18 protein-coding genes and 1 riboswitch are annotated in these 15,011 nt (G+C 35.6%); of the genes, 4 read left to right on the plus strand and 14 right to left on the minus strand.

Annotated elements, in window-relative coordinates:
- Nucleotides 1-51: 51 nt before the first annotated feature.
- The 3 genes from QNH20_RS17475 to QNH20_RS17485 are packed head-to-tail and all read right to left on the minus strand — an operon-like array spanning nucleotide 52 to nucleotide 1,935.
- Nucleotides 52-840, minus strand: a complete 789-nt coding sequence (locus QNH20_RS17475) for a metallophosphoesterase (protein ID WP_283919252.1) — start codon at nucleotides 838-840, stop codon at nucleotides 52-54.
- A gap of 24 nt (nucleotides 841-864) precedes the next feature.
- Nucleotides 865-1,242, minus strand: a complete 378-nt coding sequence (locus QNH20_RS17480; protein WP_283919253.1) for a hypothetical protein — start codon at nucleotides 1,240-1,242, stop codon at nucleotides 865-867.
- Between the two features lie 57 nt (nucleotides 1,243-1,299).
- Nucleotides 1,300-1,935 carry a CBS domain-containing protein gene (locus QNH20_RS17485; RefSeq protein ID WP_283919254.1) on the minus strand — a complete coding sequence of 212 codons (636 nt, stop codon included), beginning with the start codon at nucleotides 1,933-1,935 and terminating at the stop codon, nucleotides 1,300-1,302.
- A gap of 146 nt (nucleotides 1,936-2,081) precedes the next feature.
- On the opposite strand from QNH20_RS17485, the gene QNH20_RS17490 reads away from it, so the two are divergent.
- The 3 genes from QNH20_RS17490 (at nucleotide 2,082) to cotJC (ending at nucleotide 3,417) form a co-directional block, all read left to right on the plus strand.
- Entirely contained in the window at nucleotides 2,082-2,312 is a 231-nt protein-coding gene (locus tag QNH20_RS17490) for a spore coat associated protein CotJA (protein ID WP_283919255.1), read from the plus strand.
- Nucleotides 2,309-2,569, plus strand: a complete 261-nt coding sequence (locus QNH20_RS17495; RefSeq protein ID WP_283919256.1) for a spore coat protein CotJB — start codon at nucleotides 2,309-2,311, stop codon at nucleotides 2,567-2,569. The genes QNH20_RS17490 and QNH20_RS17495 overlap by 4 nt, the downstream gene beginning before the upstream one ends.
- Before the next feature lie 278 nt (nucleotides 2,570-2,847).
- Nucleotides 2,848-3,417 (plus strand): spore coat protein CotJC, encoded by a 570-nt coding sequence (cotJC, locus tag QNH20_RS17500; RefSeq protein ID WP_283919257.1) that lies wholly within the window; start codon nucleotides 2,848-2,850, stop codon nucleotides 3,415-3,417.
- 135 nt (nucleotides 3,418-3,552) lie between these two features.
- Here cotJC and QNH20_RS17505 read toward each other — a convergent pair whose 3' ends face one another.
- The 5 genes from QNH20_RS17505 to QNH20_RS17525 all read right to left on the minus strand — a co-directional run bounded on the left by QNH20_RS17505 (nucleotide 3,553) and on the right by QNH20_RS17525 (nucleotide 7,977).
- Nucleotides 3,553-4,008 (minus strand): DUF2663 family protein, encoded by a 456-nt coding sequence (locus tag QNH20_RS17505; protein ID WP_283919258.1) that lies wholly within the window; start codon nucleotides 4,006-4,008, stop codon nucleotides 3,553-3,555.
- A gap of 91 nt (nucleotides 4,009-4,099) precedes the next feature.
- A complete protein-coding gene (locus QNH20_RS17510; RefSeq protein WP_283919259.1) occupies nucleotides 4,100-4,834 on the minus strand; it encodes a LysM peptidoglycan-binding domain-containing protein in 735 nt (244 codons plus the stop codon).
- Complete coding sequence (locus QNH20_RS17515; RefSeq protein WP_283919260.1) at nucleotides 4,827-5,435, minus strand: CPBP family intramembrane glutamic endopeptidase; 609 nt, start codon at nucleotides 5,433-5,435, stop codon at nucleotides 4,827-4,829. Before QNH20_RS17515 ends, QNH20_RS17510 begins: the two co-directional genes overlap by 8 nt.
- Nucleotides 5,432-6,940: a RecQ family ATP-dependent DNA helicase gene (locus QNH20_RS17520; protein WP_283919261.1), complete on the minus strand. Its 1,509-nt coding sequence runs from the start codon at nucleotides 6,938-6,940 to the stop codon at nucleotides 5,432-5,434. Before QNH20_RS17520 ends, QNH20_RS17515 begins: the two co-directional genes overlap by 4 nt.
- Nucleotides 6,940-7,977, minus strand: a complete 1,038-nt coding sequence (locus QNH20_RS17525; RefSeq protein WP_283919262.1) for a YpbB family protein — start codon at nucleotides 7,975-7,977, stop codon at nucleotides 6,940-6,942. The genes QNH20_RS17520 and QNH20_RS17525 overlap by 1 nt, the downstream gene beginning before the upstream one ends.
- 261 nt (nucleotides 7,978-8,238) lie before the next feature.
- Between QNH20_RS17525 and QNH20_RS17530 the strand changes: the two genes are divergently transcribed.
- Nucleotides 8,239-8,487: a ferredoxin gene (locus tag QNH20_RS17530; RefSeq protein ID WP_215043208.1), complete on the plus strand. Its 249-nt coding sequence runs from the start codon at nucleotides 8,239-8,241 to the stop codon at nucleotides 8,485-8,487.
- Nucleotides 8,488-8,606: 119 nt separating this feature from the next.
- On the opposite strand, the gene QNH20_RS17535 is transcribed toward QNH20_RS17530, so the two are convergent.
- The 6 genes from QNH20_RS17535 to QNH20_RS17560 all read right to left on the minus strand — a co-directional run bounded on the left by QNH20_RS17535 (nucleotide 8,607) and on the right by QNH20_RS17560 (nucleotide 14,985).
- Nucleotides 8,607-9,182: an ECF transporter S component gene (locus tag QNH20_RS17535; protein WP_283919263.1), complete on the minus strand. Its 576-nt coding sequence runs from the start codon at nucleotides 9,180-9,182 to the stop codon at nucleotides 8,607-8,609.
- Between the two features lie 161 nt (nucleotides 9,183-9,343).
- A riboswitch (FMN riboswitch) is annotated at nucleotides 9,344-9,476 on the minus strand.
- Between the two features lie 141 nt (nucleotides 9,477-9,617).
- Nucleotides 9,618-10,382: a peptidoglycan DD-metalloendopeptidase family protein gene (locus QNH20_RS17540; RefSeq protein WP_283919264.1), complete on the minus strand. Its 765-nt coding sequence runs from the start codon at nucleotides 10,380-10,382 to the stop codon at nucleotides 9,618-9,620.
- Nucleotides 10,383-10,557: 175 nt separating this feature from the next.
- Nucleotides 10,558-11,751, minus strand: a complete 1,194-nt coding sequence (locus tag QNH20_RS17545; protein WP_283919265.1) for a hypothetical protein — start codon at nucleotides 11,749-11,751, stop codon at nucleotides 10,558-10,560.
- Nucleotides 11,726-12,277, minus strand: coding sequence for an RNA polymerase sigma factor SigX (gene sigX, locus QNH20_RS17550; protein WP_283919266.1), 552 nt, complete (start codon nucleotides 12,275-12,277; stop codon nucleotides 11,726-11,728). The genes QNH20_RS17545 and sigX overlap by 26 nt, the downstream gene beginning before the upstream one ends.
- 216 nt (nucleotides 12,278-12,493) lie before the next feature.
- The gene (locus QNH20_RS17555) at nucleotides 12,494-14,272 is read right to left on the minus strand and encodes an ATP-binding protein (RefSeq protein ID WP_283919267.1); all 1,779 of its coding nucleotides are present in this window, start codon (nucleotides 14,270-14,272) and stop codon (nucleotides 12,494-12,496) included.
- The gene (locus QNH20_RS17560; RefSeq protein WP_283919268.1) at nucleotides 14,269-14,985 is read right to left on the minus strand and encodes a response regulator transcription factor; all 717 of its coding nucleotides are present in this window, start codon (nucleotides 14,983-14,985) and stop codon (nucleotides 14,269-14,271) included. Before QNH20_RS17560 ends, QNH20_RS17555 begins: the two co-directional genes overlap by 4 nt.
- Nucleotides 14,986-15,011 lie beyond the last annotated feature (26 nt).

The following is a 15,011-nucleotide window of genomic DNA, read 5'->3' on the forward strand; positions in this document are numbered from 1 at the left end:
AACTCTTGTTTTCAGTCTATGCCTTAGGGTTCTATTGGTGAATTGTCTACATCATCCTAACTTTTCTATTCCTCGTTTCAGAGTAATAAGATGCGATTCAGCAGGCGCCCTCAGCCTTAATGGGAGTGCGGTAGTTCCATAACCATTGCTAATGAAAAGAATTGTGTTTACTAATTTTTTGATTCCTCCTCTTTCATATGGACTATATCCTAAAATATGGATTTGTCCACCATGAGTATGCCCGCTTAGCACTAAGCGAATTTCATGCTCAGGAAGAATCTTTTTTGTAATTGTTGGAAAGTGGCTGGCTAATATTTTGAAACTATTCTGCTCCGCATCAATAAGTGCTAAATCAAGCCGATCTCGTTTCTTACTCAAGTCATCCACACCAAGTAAACATAGTTTTTCCCCTTGCTCAGACTCGAATGTCACCGACGTATTATCTAATACCTTTACACCTAAATCGTGCATAATTGCATCTAGCTTACGAAAATCCACTTCATAATCATTGTTACCCCAAACAAAATAAACAGGACCAATTTGCTTTAATTTCAATAAATTTGTTTTTACTTTTTCAAATGGAACCCCTTTTTCAGTTAAATCCCCTCCGATGACAACGAAATCAGCCTTCCCTTTTACGTCATGAATAACCCTATCTGAAATGATTCGCCTATGAATATCCGAAATAAAAAAAATCTTCACCTCACCAAATGTAGCTGGAAAGTCTGAAAAGACTAATTCATGTACTACCACTTTATTTAAAAATGCTTCACGTATCATATATAAAAGCAGGAGAAGTCCCCCTCCTAAAATAAACAGCCCAGCCCATAACAAACTCATTTTCTCTTTTCCCCTTTTCCCTACTTAAATTTCTACGGAAATCATACCATAAAGAATGCTTAAACTAAAAAAGACAAGCGTGTGCTCCCAGCCCAATTGGAAAAGGAAGATAAAGACTAAAAAAAGTCCGATACACTCCGTAATTAGTTGAATACCCCATTTACCCCATTGAACGTGTTTCATCCATGCATTTCTCAACTTATGTATTAATTCTCGAATAAATTTACCATTACAGAGAACTCCAATAAAACATGCTATTGATGCTGCAAAAAACTTTAATGGATTTACAACAAAGGCAATAAAAAATTCAGAAAGTACAAAAGGATGTGTAATCGATATCCATTCGATTAGTAAATATCCACAAATAAAGATCACAACCAGCATCCCTAATCTTTTAAACATTAAAAATCCCTCCCATACAATGTATGAGAAGGAAATTTAATCTTTCCCTAATTCACTTTATTCGTCCTCTTGAATACTCAAAATTCGGAACCCATGTTCCTCAAGCTTCTTGGTAAACCTGTCTATATTATCTTTCTTTTCAATCTTCATAACTATTCTGCGTACTAGTTTATCTGTTTCATCGAAGGTTACAAGAGATATGATGTGTTCATGGAATTGATGAGCTATTTCCGAAAGACGAGCAATTCGTCCTTCAGTTTCAACTGATGTAAAGGCAATCCTAACACCCGGGCGGTTTACACCAAACGCACTTTCAAATGAACTAATCACATCAGCACGTGTAACAATCCCAAGAAAATTTTTGTTCGCATCAACAACTGCTAATAAAGGGAAATCCTTTAAATCTAGAAGTGTTCTCTCGAATAATTCCCCGCCAAGTAAAAGCTTATCTTGATGTGTAACCACATCTTTAACAAGGGTTGAGGTTAAATATTCCTCTTTTTGTTGATTAGAAAGAAAATAGCTTTCATAAATGTTATATCTAGTAGCAACACCTATATACTTATCTCCTTGTAAAACGGGTAATCCATCAATTTGATGCGTCTCTAATAATTTCAAAGCATCTTTTAGTGTTACATCAGCTTGTACAGTAAAACTTTCATGCTTGGGTATCATAATATTTTTTACGAACAATTCCCATCACCTCATAGTAGTAATCCTTACCTCTCCATTATACTTCGACAAGACTATAAAAAACCCTTTAATATATTAACGATTTATGTCATGTAACAAGAAATATTTCATATGATTAATTGATGCTGAATATAGGGAGGGTAACTATGAATACTCATCATAAATCGTATCAGCCTTATGCGAGTCCATTTGACCCTTGTCAACCAATTACTACAAAAACTTATTCCACCCCACCTCATTTATATTTGAGATTTCAACCACCGAATCTTCCTCAATTTACACCGTTTGAAGCACTAAGAGCCGGTACGCTGTGGAAAGACCTTTATGATCCATATTTTAACCCTTCTGAGATGGCTAAAGGGGGACTTCCAACATGAAACAGGTGCCTGCGGAATATTATCAACTGATGGAACAGCTTCAAGCAGTCGATTTTGTTTTGGTGGAGTTAACCTTATACTTAGATACACATAATAATGACCTTGAGGCCATCCATCAATTTAATCATTATAGCAAAGAAAGAAAACGGTTAAAAAAGGAATTTGAAAGCCATTTTGGCCCCCTAATGCAATTTGGAAATAGCTACTCCGGGTATCCTTGGAATTGGGATGATACACCATGGCCTTGGCAGGTTTAAAAACGAAAATCGCCCGTTTAGCGGTGTATGGACGAGATTGCTTCAACTAAGATAAAGGATTATCGAAAACCGGAAGCACCTTCGGAACAAGCACAGCTTGTTCCTGCGAGGATTATTCTAAGGAGCTTTCCTTAGTATTCAGTGGCGTTATAGAGAGAATTATCAACTGGCAAGAATAGCGAAGCCAGAGATTAGTCTCCCTTAATGCGTACAGAAAGCGGCAGCTTACTGCAGCCAGGCATAAGACGACGAAGTTTAAAAAGGAGGGGTCAAAGAAAATGTGGGTTTATGAAAAAAAATTACAATATCCAGTTCGCGTTAGTACATGTAACCCAACACTGGCAAAATACTTAATCGAGCAATATGGCGGTGCAGATGGAGAACTTGCTGCTGCACTAAGATATTTAAACCAAAGATATACAATTCCTGATAAAGTAATTGGGCTTTTAACAGATATTGGTACAGAGGAATTTGCCCACCTAGAGATGATTGCCACAATGGTGTATAAGTTAACAAAGGATGCCACGCCTGAACAATTGAAAGCAGCAGGACTTGGGGCACATTATGCAGACCATGACAGTGCCTTATACTACCATAATGCCGCAGGGGCTCCTTTCACAGCTACCTATATAACTGCAAAAGGGGATCCTATAGCTGACCTCTATGAGGATATTGCAGCAGAAGAAAAGGCAAGGGCTACTTACCAGTGGTTGATTAACCTGAGTGATGACCCAGATATCAATGATAGTCTGCGATTTTTACGTGAACGCGAAATTATCCATTCCTTGCGTTTCCGAGAAGCTGTAGAGATTTTAAAGGAAGAAAGCGATAAAAAGAAAATTTTTTAACAAGAAAAAGCATAAGTGCACGTATAGCGGCGTAATGACTGAAGATCTTTGACCTATCGAAGGGAAAAGAATCCAAGTGCACTAGCCGCTGAGCGCTTAAGCTAGCAAGTTTTCAAAGGTCAAATAGCCTGCTTCTTATTTTTTTTCGTGATAAAGGTTAATATCGTACTTTTTTTTCATTAATTCAAAAACAATATGGCGGTTCCTCCATTCCTCTTCTTTTTTCCATAAATCCTTGCTTCGATCGACAATTTCACACCTTAATTCCTGGTACTCCTTTTCCTTTTTCTCCTTTTCTTGTTTTAACAGATTCATTGCACCAAACCCGATAATAGATATCCCGATCAAAAACATAGCCACAGCGTCATTTAATGAAGCTGATAACATGGATAAAAAGGAATACGAATAATGTTTGACGATTGTTATATTGAAATAAATAATAAAAATAAAGGCAAAAAAAAGAGTTATATAAATCGATGAATAATGCCACATTTTAACGTCATCAAATTTCTTCTTCCTTTTCCTTACATTTTCTAACATTTGTTTTGTTGCTTGATCTGTATGTTCAAGTAATTGGATTGGAGAATCCATTTATTATCACCCTCCATTTCTCCATATATACTTATGACCTTGTACAACAAATTATGTTTTTAAGATCACAAAAAACCGATCTTAAGATCGGCTAGTTGTTTAAAGGTATTTTCAAGACTTGACCAGAATAAATATTTTCATTCTGAAGCTTATTCGCTTTCTTTATTATGTCGATTCCTTTTTGTGATTGGTAATACTTCATTGCAATCTTAAATAATGTTTCTTTTGGTTTAACAGTATGATAAACTACCTTACTTGTATTTGCCGTTGAATTTGTATTAGTTTCACTTTTTATAGCCGCCGTCTGTTGCTGGCTGTTTTTATCTGGGGCTTGCTTATTTGCTGTGTCTTCATTAGAACCCGATGTTTGACTAGATGGATCGGAAGTATTGCTTGAAACAGGCTGTTCAACAACATCCTTAGACTCCTTACTTTCTTCCGAAGCTTCATTCAAATCAATGTTCTCCTGATCGGTATCTTTTGGTTCATCTGAAATGGTTTCGTCTTCTTTGGGTTCCTTTTCAAGATTGATTGTTTCGTATCCAACTGAACTTCCTGAAGTCTTTTTTGCATCATTGATATTTTTTCCGCTATCCCGGTAAGAAATAACACTAAAAATGATTATGGGAAGGAGGATAAAACTCAAGACTAATAACCGTATAACTGGATATTTTATCTTCAATTTTGTTTTTTTCTTCTTTTGACGGTGCACTTGCTCTCTCGGAGGAAACTTATCTCTACCACCAGCTTCGACCTTATCATTTATTTTTTGAATCCGTTTCTTTAATCTTTCTGCTTGATCTCTGTATGGTTCTTCTTTATTCACGGGTCTTTCCCCCCTGCTCATGGTCATCTGCTGAACGTCTAAATTTTATATATATACCTAATAGAAAATCAATTACAAAATGCATAATGATAGTTACTGCTAAATTTCCAGTCCATTCATAAACAATCCCAATAAAAAAACTAAGTAAAACAATATTTACAAATAAAAACCAATTAAAAAGATAACGATAATGGATAATAGCAAAAATAATACTGGCCAGGATAAGGCCCACTTTTGTTTGAATGATTCCTCTAAAAAGTAATTCCTCACTAAATGCAACTAAAAGAGCAATTACGAAAATATGAATAACATTTCTATTTTTAAAAATTCTTTCATTCAATCCCCCATCGTCATAATAGGAAGATGGCAGCCATTTCATTAACCCAATATCAATAATAACAACAGTAAAACCTGCTGGTATACCGATTGCAATAATGTCAATTTCCCCTAAATGGATTTGATTTAAATATGAGAAATGATCAAATAAAAGAAAACCTAAAATAAATGAGATGGCTAATAGAATGATTTGTGTTAAATATAAATGATAAAGCAACTCTTTATCCGTTAAACTTGCGATTATTTCATTATACTTCTTTTTCATTCACTCAACTCACTATTGATTAATATTTTAGCAAGATAATCTTTCCACTTCTCTTCACTTTTTTTAAAGATTGGTGTTTTTTCGTTACATAGATAATCATTTAGTTCCAGTCCACAAAGATCGCAGCATGAAGGCACCTTTTTTAGCATTACTTCATCAAAATATCGTAAGATAAATTCACGCCTGCACATAATAGACTCCACCCATTTTTTCATTTGAAAAATATTTTGGATCTTTACTCCTAATCTTTCCTTTACAAATTCCTTAATAGTGAGCTTTAACATTTCTGCTGAACGAACGTCTAAAGGCTGATTCATTACAAAGTCCTCGATAATTCTCCACTGAATCTTTGAAAAGCCTCCAAGGTCTCTTAATTGATAACTTAATTCAATCCTGTTATCCCTAAGCAATTGCTCATTCTTTGCTTTTTCAAATAACCAATCAATTTGCTGCTCCGACGGTAATTCTCCTTCTGCCAGCTGGATTGGGAGCTGCTCATCACCAGGTGAATATAATAGGATCGCAACACTCGGCTTGCCATCACGGCCGGCTCTGCCGATCTCCTGAAGATAGGATTCTATTTGCATTGGCATATGATAATGGATAACAAAGCGAATATTTTTTTTGTTTATGCCCATTCCAAAAGCACTGGTTGCACAAATTACATCCAACTGGTCATAAATAAACTGTTGTTGGATTAAAATTCTTGTATTTTGATCCAATCCCCCATGATACGCCATTGCCTGACAGATCCCTTTTTCATCTAATAAGGCAGCCATCTGTTCTGCGGCCTTTTTACTAGAAAAATAAATAATCCCTGGCTTTTGGAGCCTTGAAACAAGATCAGTTATCCGGTTTTGTTTATCGTGGTAATCTGTTAGTTTTTCTACATAAAAAGCAATATTAGGACGATCAGTCGACGATTCTATTTTTACGATTTCTTCAAGTCCGAGTGAAGCTATTATGTCTTCATGTACCTTTCTCGTAGCTGTTGCGGTAAGTGCAAGTGTAAGTGGATTTCCTAACTTTTCACGTATGTTTCCTAACTTGGAATAATCCGGACGAAAATCATAGCCCCATTGTGAAATACAATGAGCTTCATCAACAACAAATAACGAAATGGTTAATTGCTGCAGTATCCTCATTATAAAAGGAACCCGCAGCATTTCAGGAGAAATAAAGATGAATTTATACTCCTTTAAATGACTAAGTACGTTCTTTCTTTCTGTTGGAGAAAGAAATGAATTCAATGCAATGACCCTTTTCTCACCAAACTGTTTAAATTGCTCTACTTGATCCTGCATTAGGGAAAGAAGTGGAGAAATGATCAAAATTTGTCCTTTTAGAATATGCCCCGGAAGTTGATAACACAAAGATTTCCCGGTTCCTGTCGGAAGCATAGCCAATGTGTGCTTTCCGGAAAGAATCGATGAAATGACTTCCTTCTGTCCTGTTTTAAATGAATGATAACCAAAGTGCTTTTGTAATATTGTCTCTAATTCCATTATTTTTCACCATACTTTGCCAACACTAACCTTATTTGAAAATATGTTGCTGCCTTCAATTTGTCCTTTATGAGCTTTAATTGCCTCTTTCCAATTTCCCTTGAAATTTCTACTATTTTTGTTTGTAATTCTTTTTCCACATAAGGATCTATTGAGAAATGATCGACATGTAAAGCAAATTCAACAAGGTGATCTTCAATTGTACTTAATTTCAAACGCCTGAACTTAGCAATCATATCTGGGGAATACCCCTGATTTAATAGGTTCCATGTTTTCCTTGATGAAAGTGTCAATTCATCTTGTTGATGAAAATCTTTGATTAGGATCGTTAACAGAGGAAAACCACTTGGCTCCGATTTAATCGCTTGCATCAAATAATGAAGTGTATGAATAAAATTGATATGGTAATCATGAATGTTCATATTAAATTTTTTAACTATTTGTAGTGGGGTTAGGCCAATTTTCTGAAAACCAGTTAACCGAAACACCAAAATGGAAGGATTGATCTCCTTTGTCTTATTGAAACATTGTATCAACTCAGAGTATACAATATTGCCTAACTCTCTCCTTTGTACTCTGAGTTCCTTTAATTCAGATTTCAGCCATAAATGAACATCATTGTTTTTTTGGATGGGAACATATCTTGCATCCCCATAAACAAGGTTGGAAGTAACCTGAATAAATAACGAAAGTCTTTCCCAAAACAAGGAAGTAAATGGATGATAACTCCAACCATTTAGATAGGTTGGCAATGGATTGTTCTCTAAAATTGAATTACCTGAACATGTTAAAAGGTAATGTTGTTCCCCGCAATGGTCAATCCACTTTTTTTCAATCATTGATTGAATAATTTCATCAAAGGATTCTCTAGTTAAAACTTCATAAATCCCAAAAAACTGCTTCAATGAAAATAAATGAGCATCTTGGATGGTTTGTGATGACTTTTTTCCATTTAAAAGGTGATAGATGGAATAAATCGTTCGTTCACTATTTAATTGTTTTAAACAATATAAAATGATGGCTTCTAATTGCAGCATATATGACCCACCACTTTTTCTCCATTTTATCGACAAAATCTCCATTTTTTCTATTTTTATTTTAACATGAATTGGTGGGACTTGTTGTCTAAAAATGCATAAGTTTATGAAATTGAACTAAACTATCCCATGTTTTAAAAGCATTTTTCTATTGAAATGTTGCCCATACAGTTTTACAATAGGATATGAGTAATACGTTTCCATTTTATTATGGGATACGAGTTAGAATAATTTTTTTTATTTTACTGGGAGGTTTTTTTCATGGCAAAGTATACGATTGTTGACAAGGAAACTTGCATCGCATGTGGTGCATGTGGCGCAGCAGCACCAGATATTTATGATTATGATGATGAAGGGATTGCATTTGTAACTCTTGATGAAAATGAAGGGATCGTTGAAATTCCAGATGTATTAATCGATGATATGATGGATGCTTTTGAAGGCTGCCCAACTGATTCCATTAAAGTTGCTGACGAACCTTTCGATGGTAATCCAACTAAATTCGAATAATATTTTGTCAATAAAATATTCTTAAGCTACTGACCCCCGTCTTTATTATAAACGGGGGTTTTTTCATAAAATAAAAAACAGCAGGAGGCCTTTACGTTGAGCGGCCCCTGCTGCTAGATTTATGCACCTTTTACGGTTGTAAATTTATTAATCCATGCCTGCAACCGTGTAAACAGTGATATAAAGATAAATGACATGATAACGCCTTTAATAATATTGAACGGTAGAATTCCAGGCACCACATAGTTACGCAGGTCAGGATAATGCAAAAGTGCTGTATAGGCAGGGAGTATAAAAAAATAATTTAATACACTCATCATAACCGCCATCGTAATTGTGCCGAGCATTAAAGCAAATGTCATGCCTTTTCTCGTCTTTATTTTATTGTATAAATAATAGGTCGGTAAGATAAACAGAATACCCGCCAGAAAATTAGCAATATGGCCTAATGGAATCCCTGTTTGACTTCCTGTCGCAATATAATTTAGAACATTTTTGAAAAACTCAACTAATATTCCTGCCATCGGTCCAAAGATTAAAGCTGCAATCAATGCTGGAATGTCGCTGAAATCGACTAATAAGAAATTTTGGAATGGCGGTAAAGGAAAATTTAATAGCATTAAAAGGTATGCAATACTGCTTAACATTCCAATTGACACCATAACCTTTACCTTTGTGTTCTTTGTTTTCTTCATTATCCTCTCTCCTTTTTGATCCATCACGTTAAGAAGAGAGATTCAGCAATAATTAATTACCGATGTAATAAAAAATCCCCCAAGAATGGTTACTTGAGGGAGTTTACAAAGGCACACTTAATAAACGTTCATACAACAAAATTTTTGAACGTCTGCAGAACCTCCATCTTCTCCCATCCAGACTATACTGTCGGCTTTGGAATCACACCAAATCCTGCCTAAAAAGGCTCGCGGGCTCAAGAGCCTTGCTCTAATACCGCCGATCGGGAATTTCACCCTGCCCCGAAGATAGATCGATATTAAATTACAATTTTATTATACTAAAAGAAATATCCTTTTGTTAAGTAAAAGATTTGCCATGTGCTTTTTTTGTAACATTTTATTAAATAATATAAACACCCGCTAACACATAAAGTTCAGCGGGCTTCCAGAATGTTATTGAATAATTAAAATTTGGTTTGGCATAATGAGATCAGAAGTTAGATTGTTTATTTCTTTTATTCTAGTTACAGAAATATTTTGTTTCTGTGCAATCGAGTACAAAGTGTCCCCAAGTTTAACGGTGTATTTTACCATTGCTGGTGAACTACTTGTTTGTGATGTGTCTTCATCCATTTGCGATTGAAGATAGGAACTTGCCACTAACACATTATTACTGATACTAGCAATGCCGCCCTGGACGTATTCGCCAATATTAGCCTTACCCAGCAACTTTTCTGGATCCACTGCATATTTCTTATCATATCTCCATTCTAATTGGTGGGATTCAAAATGAAGATGTATCCCAGTAGATTGTCCTGTTCTTCCCATTTTTCCGATTTCATCACCTTGTTTTATCATTTGACCTCCTGTTACTGTCGGCTTGTTTAAATGAGCATAAACGGTTACAAAATTACTAGGGTGTTTTAAAAAAACCACATTTCCATATGTATTAGAATAATAGGACTTAACTACCACTCCATCTTCAACAGACAGCACAGGAGTATCCAATTTTCCCGCTATATCAATTCCTTTATGTTTGCCTTGCCTTGTTCCATATGTATCGGAAATGACACCGTCAGCAGGCCAAATCCAGTGATCATTCACTTCTTTTTGTTCCTGTAAACCCGCCGCTTCCGAATGTTTTCCGCCTAAAAATAATAAACTGACACAAACCCCCATAATTATGGCGATTAAAAACCTTTTTATATAATCACGCATTCTTTCTTATTCCTCCTTCTATAACTTGTCCTCCCCCCACACCTTATGTTCGTTTGCTCTCGTTTAGAACATTTTCCTGCCTTTTGGGGGAATGAACTGAGCATACATGTTATATTTTGGAGTAATTTAGTATTTTATTCATAAAAAAATCAACCGGGATGGGTTGATTTTTTAGTTATTGAATGTTACGCAAATTTGGAGCTACCGGCACCTTGTTCTCTTTTGATAAATCGAATGGTCCGATAAATGGTATGGCTGAATCCTTAACGACAACTTTTTCTAGTCCAAATTCCTTTGCTGTCAAAAGCAATGCCTCAAACGAAGATAAAGTACGTTGATCATCTTTAATTTCAGAAATTCCTTTAAATGATAAAAATAAGGTTTTGTCAATAACGGAAATATTTGTTATCGGCTGTAAAGGTAGAAGTGAACTTTTTAATCCGTATAAAGGTTGATCTTTTTTCATTGCATCAAAGGCAGTATTAACATCCCCATAAGTATCTACTGATGGTGTTAAGAATGGTATGTCACTGCCTGTAGGATAATAAAATAAAATGGCATGTTTTTTCTCTGGAGTCACATCAACTTCTTCAATCTTTCCAAAATTTCCAAACTGTATTCCTGTTTCACCATTTGTTAAAAACTTTATTTTCTTCAAATTGCTATTGGAGGAAATATCCTTTTTTATTACATTCATAAAAATTGTTTCATTGGCTGAACCTTGCCCGTACTGATGGTTGGCTGGAACATTGACTAACACACTACTATTACTTTTATCAAGCTCAATTGTAGCATTTAAGGGATAGTAATCTGATAAACCCCATTCTTCTTCTTTTAAATTCGCCATGGTCTTCGTGTAAAGAGAAAGCAAAGATTGTTCTTGAGTATCATTAACGATCGTTGATATAGGAATTAGTATTTGAGCTTGTGGATCTGGAATCCAATAAGTGAATACAGTACCATTTCCCAGTTCATCCTCGTAAATGGCTGTTTTCATGCTTTCTGCTTTGATTAGGTCTGATTGTTCCGTTCCCGAATATGCCTGTTCCTTCGAAGAAGATTCATCTTTTTTCAAGGCTATTGTTGATTCCTTATCAGAAAGCTCCATTTTTTTATTGGTTATTGAGGATTTTTCCTCTTGAGCCGTATCATAGGAAAAATTTGTCCCATCCATTAATTTAGGTATTAGGATGATAAATATAAAGAATGCAGCTGCAGCAGCCATGCCCGGTAAGAGCCATGATTTCGTTTTGCGCTTTTTTAAAAATATGTTTTGGTAAATGTCATGAGGATCGCGATGATCTCTTACTTTGGGCATTTGCCTTAATAATTCTTCGAGCTCATTATCGCTCCACTCTGACTTTTTCATTACATAATCCCTCCTTTTCAAAAAACATTTCCATATGCTTTTTCAAGACCTTTAAGGAACGGTGCTGTGTCGTTTTTACTTTACTTTCCGTCCATCCTAAAGCCTGGGCGGTTTCAGCAATGGATAAATCCTGTAAATAGCGAAATATAATAACAGACCGCTGATCCAACGTACAAAACTCAAGACATTTGTAAATCCACCTGATCTCTTCTTTTTGTACGGTAATTTCTTCTGGTATCGGATACTCATCCTTTACTTGATTCGTTGACCAATCAAATTTTTCAAATATTCTTTCCTTCCAGCCCTTTTGTTTACGGAAAAAGTCGATAGCAACATTCCTTGCAATCGAAAATAGCCATGTTCTTTCACTACTTTTCCCTTCAAAACGATGATAAGATTTAAATACTCGTATATAGACTTCTTGAGCAAGATCTTCAGCCTGTTCTTTATTTCTAACCATATAAAATAGAAATTGAAAAACGTCATGATGATATTTTTGATATAGCTCATCGAAAACGGAGTCCATCAATTCCCCTCCCCGTTCATTAATATTAGTCGATGTATATGTATAAAAAGTTTCATCCTTTTAAATATAGACTTTTTTAGGACAAAAAGGAAGGTATTAGCTGAAATCCATTTAAATCCAGAAATAACAAATAACCAAAAAGGCTCATCCAGAAACTGGATGAACCTTAAATTGTTCCTCGTGAATCAAGAACAATCGGCAAAATATATGTTTATTTTACTTTTTTCGTGGAAGCAGGAAGGAAAATGTCGTTCCTATATCCATTTTACTCTGAACAGAAATATGGCCGTGATGGGCATCAATAATATTTTTCGCAATGGCCAACCCTAATCCTGTTCCGGCTCTTCCCCGAGTCCTTGCTTTATCTGCTTTATAAAAGCGTTCAAAAACGAATGGTAAGTCTTCCTCAGGTATACCGGATCCGGAATCTTTTACTTCCATGCTGATCCCCTTGTCTTCGAAAGTTACTGTTAATTTAACAGTTCCACCTCTTGGGGTATGCCTTATCGCATTATCAATTAAATTCGTCAGAACTTGTTCAATTCGATCTGGGTCAAATAAAAACGTTGAAACTCCATCTTCGATTTCAGTATTCAATAAGATTTCATTGTCTCTTGCCAATCCTTGAAACTTATTGATAATCCGATTAATGAAAGTAGAAAGGTTCACATCTTCCATGGATAGATGTATATGCCCAGCTTCCATTCGCGCAAGATCGAGCAATTCATTTACGAGCCGACCCATTCGCAATGATTCATCATAGATGACCTTTGCCATTTCTTTTTTCTCTTCCTGCGATTCTGCAATATCATCAACAATCGCTTCACTGTATCCTTGTAACATGGAAATAGGTGTTCTTAGTTCGTGGGAAACATTGGCAATGAAGTCTTTCCTCATTTTATCCAATTGTCTTTCCTCTGTCATATCCCTCAGAACGGCAACTGCTCCTCGAATAAATTGGTTACTATATAAAGGACTGACTAAAATAACCCAATGACGGCCTTGAAGTGATATTTCACCAATTTGTTCTTTTTCTGTATCTACTGCCTGTTGAAAAAGATCCATCACCTGTGAAGGAATAGATTCTGAATCTGAACCGAATCCCCCTTTTTCATAATACCAATATTGGAGAAAGCGATCCGCAGGAGGATTCGTGATAAGAATTGTACCATCCCGATTAAAAGTAATTACCCCATCAGCCATACTGCTTAAGATACTAGATAGTTGTTCTTTTTCCTGGCTTAGGGCATTCATATTGAACTTTAATTGCCTGCCCATTTGGTTAAAGGCAGTCGCCAGCTCCCCAATTTCATCATGAGTAAGGATTGGGACTTTCGTATCGAATTTCCCTCGTGCCACTTCAAAGGCTGCCTCCCTCATCTTTCTTAACGGGGCGGTAATACGGGTAGATAAAAAGAAGGCAAATATAGTTGTTAAAATTATGGCGACTCCGGCAACAAGTAAAATAAATCTTGTTGTAGAATGTGATGTTTCCTGCATTTCTTCTAATGATTGGTAAATAAATACAGCTCCACTTTCTCCATCCGGAAGATGCAACGGAACGCCTATTATGGAATAGTTCGCATCCTTATTATCCTTTTTTGTTGAAAGGTCAGAAATCTTTTCAACCGTTTTGTTATTTTGAAATATCTGTGCTAATTCAGGATCGTTTTTTATATCCTGGATTGATAATTTTATTTTCTTGTTGGTATTTGGAGAATAATAGACTTCATCCTCATTTTTTACAACAACTACATTTGTCACTTCATCGATAAATTCCCAAGATATTTCTAATCCAAGTGAGAATTTATCGGGATGTTCTTCCAAAACATATGCAATTTTTTCAGCCGTATTGGTCAAGTCTTTTTTCGTTTGAATAATGTTGTCGTTTTGGAAAAATTCAAGGAGCATAACTGTTAAGATAAACAGAACAAATGATACTAAAAAAATAATAGTAAACCACAGTTTACCTACAACACTCCGTAAAAAGGTCATTCATTTACTACCTCAAATTTGTAACCTACTCCCCAAACCGTTACAATCATTCTCGCTGCCTGTTCAGACACCTTATTTAATTTTTCACGTAGACGTTTTACGTGTGTATCAACCGTTCGTAAATCACCGAAGAATTCATAATGCCATACCTCTTTCAGTAATTGTTCGCGATCAAATACTTTATCCGGTGCCTTTGCCAAGAAATAAAGCAATTCATATTCTTTAGGTGTTAAACTTACTTCCTTACCATCTGCCATTACTCTGTGTGCATCATTGTCTATTGTTAAGTGTGGGAAGACAATAACATCCTTTGTTGTCGTTTCGGTTTGCAAATAGCTTGTTTGTGATGATCTTCTTAGAAGTGCTTTTACACGTAATACCACTTCCCGCGGGCTGAATGGTTTAACTATATAATCATCCGTCCCGACTTCAAAGCCCTGAACACGATTGATTTCCTCCCCTTTAGCCGTTAGCATAATCACAGGAGTAGCCTTTTTTTCTCTTAATTCACGACAAACTTCAATTCCATCCTTACCAGGCATCATTAGATCAAGCAAAATGACATCATAATCATTTGCAAAAGCTTTTGTTAAAGCTTCATTTCCATCCTCTGCTTCATCAATCATATATTCTTCACGCTCTAAATACATTTTTAATAAACGACGAATTCTTTCTTCATCGTCAACAACTAATATTTTCACGTCTTTTTCCATTATTAATCCCCCCATGAAGTTAATTG

Source organism: Neobacillus sp. WH10 (assembly GCF_030123405.1).
Lineage (GTDB): Bacteria > Bacillota > Bacilli > Bacillales > Cytobacillaceae > Neobacillus.

Excerpts from the sequence above, each read along its gene's own strand:
- QNH20_RS17520 (WP_283919261.1), bottom strand. The coding sequence starts at position 6,940 with ATGGAATTAGAGACAATATTACAAAAGCACTTTGGTTATCATTCATTT.
- QNH20_RS17480 (WP_283919253.1), bottom strand. The coding sequence starts at position 1,242 with ATGTTTAAAAGATTAGGGATGCTGGTTGTGATCTTTATTTGTGGATAT.
- QNH20_RS17560 (WP_283919268.1), bottom strand. The coding sequence starts at position 14,985 with ATGGAAAAAGACGTGAAAATATTAGTTGTTGACGATGAAGAAAGAATT.
- QNH20_RS17535 (WP_283919263.1), bottom strand. The coding sequence starts at position 9,182 with ATGAAGAAAACAAAGAACACAAAGGTAAAGGTTATGGTGTCAATTGGA.
- sigX (WP_283919266.1), bottom strand. The coding sequence starts at position 12,277 with ATGGACTCCGTTTTCGATGAGCTATATCAAAAATATCATCATGACGTT.
- QNH20_RS17495 (WP_283919256.1), top strand. The coding sequence starts at position 2,309 with ATGAAACAGGTGCCTGCGGAATATTATCAACTGATGGAACAGCTTCAA.
- QNH20_RS17490 (WP_283919255.1), top strand. The coding sequence starts at position 2,082 with ATGAATACTCATCATAAATCGTATCAGCCTTATGCGAGTCCATTTGAC.
- QNH20_RS17505 (WP_283919258.1), bottom strand. The coding sequence starts at position 4,008 with ATGGATTCTCCAATCCAATTACTTGAACATACAGATCAAGCAACAAAA.
- QNH20_RS17545 (WP_283919265.1), bottom strand. The coding sequence starts at position 11,751 with ATGAAAAAGTCAGAGTGGAGCGATAATGAGCTCGAAGAATTATTAAGG.
- cotJC (WP_283919257.1), top strand. The coding sequence starts at position 2,848 with ATGTGGGTTTATGAAAAAAAATTACAATATCCAGTTCGCGTTAGTACA.
- QNH20_RS17555 (WP_283919267.1), bottom strand. The coding sequence starts at position 14,272 with ATGACCTTTTTACGGAGTGTTGTAGGTAAACTGTGGTTTACTATTATT.
- QNH20_RS17540 (WP_283919264.1), bottom strand. The coding sequence starts at position 10,382 with ATGCGTGATTATATAAAAAGGTTTTTAATCGCCATAATTATGGGGGTT.
- QNH20_RS17515 (WP_283919260.1), bottom strand. The coding sequence starts at position 5,435 with ATGAAAAAGAAGTATAATGAAATAATCGCAAGTTTAACGGATAAAGAG.
- QNH20_RS17475 (WP_283919252.1), bottom strand. The coding sequence starts at position 840 with ATGAGTTTGTTATGGGCTGGGCTGTTTATTTTAGGAGGGGGACTTCTC.
- QNH20_RS17525 (WP_283919262.1), bottom strand. The coding sequence starts at position 7,977 with ATGCTGCAATTAGAAGCCATCATTTTATATTGTTTAAAACAATTAAAT.
- QNH20_RS17530 (WP_215043208.1), top strand. The coding sequence starts at position 8,239 with ATGGCAAAGTATACGATTGTTGACAAGGAAACTTGCATCGCATGTGGT.